Raw genomic sequence first — 952 nt, 5'->3', positions numbered from 1 at the left:
TTTCCTTCCGTTTCGCGTACGGGATTTTCACCCTCTATGATCACGCTTTCCATCGTGTTCTGCTCGCTTCCGGAAACTAAATGCAGTCCTTAACCCCGCGGTGCACGCACCACGGTTTGGGCTCTGCCGATTTCGCTCGCCGCTACTTTCGGTATCGAGTTTTCTTTCTTTTCCTCCGGCTACTTAGATGTTTCAGTTCACCGGGTTCCCTGCTGCACGCTATGTATTTACGTACAACTGCGTGAGGTATCCTCACGCGGGTTTCCCCATTCAGAAATCAACGGATCAAATCGTATGTGCCAATCCCCGTTGCTTATCGCAGCTTATCACGTCTTTCGTCGGCTCTTAGTGCCTAGGCATCCACCCTATGCTCTTAATGCTTAACCAATTAAGTGAGTTTGCTCTCACCGTCCCCCATAGCGTTGGAGGACCTGGTTTCTGGATCTTACCTTTACGGTAATTCCTGGTTTTGTTTTTAGATTTGGAACATTTGCATGTTCCATCCTCGGATGTCTTACTCTATTTCGTATAGAATAATAAAATGTTTCTTTCAGATATTCAGTTATCAATGTTCATTCCACAGTTCAACGAACTGTGAGTGGAGATAAAGGGATTCGAACCCTTGACCCCCTGCTTGCAAGGCAGGTGCTCTCCCAACTGAGCTATACCCCCATAATACCTGGCATCCACCTATGTTCCCACATCGTTACCAATGTAGTATTTTCGGCCGATTGCGTCTTAACCGTCGTGTTCGGGATGGGAACGGGTGTTACCCACAACCGCATCAACACCAGGTAAATCAGTTAAATTTTAAATACGGTATATAAATTCATGATTAAACAACACACAGACCCTTACTTTTATCCTTAGAAAGGAGGTGATCCATCCCCACGTTCTCGTAGGGATACCTTGTTACGACTTCACCCCAGTTATTAGTCCTGCCTTCAGCAGC

At 46.3% G+C, this 952-nt stretch carries 1 tRNA gene and 3 rRNA genes; all 4 read right to left on the bottom strand.

What is annotated here, in order from left to right:
* Positions 1-387: ribosomal RNA gene (locus ACTNEN_RS13310) — 23S ribosomal RNA — on the bottom strand; the annotation flags it as partial.
* A gap of 212 nt (positions 388-599) precedes the next feature.
* Positions 600-672, bottom strand: a tRNA-Ala gene (locus ACTNEN_RS13305).
* Positions 673-677: 5 nt separating this feature from the next.
* Positions 678-795 (bottom strand): 5S ribosomal RNA (gene rrf / locus ACTNEN_RS13300).
* A 75-nt stretch (positions 796-870) separates the two neighbouring features.
* A 16S ribosomal RNA gene (locus ACTNEN_RS13295) occupies positions 871-952 on the bottom strand; the annotation flags it as partial.

This window comes from Oribacterium sp. HCP28S3_H8 (genome assembly GCF_052064775.1).
In the GTDB taxonomy this organism is placed as follows: domain Bacteria; phylum Bacillota; class Clostridia; order Lachnospirales; family Lachnospiraceae; genus Oribacterium.
The sequence above is the reverse complement of the archived record's forward strand: the minus strand, read 5'-3'. Positions and strand labels throughout refer to the sequence as shown.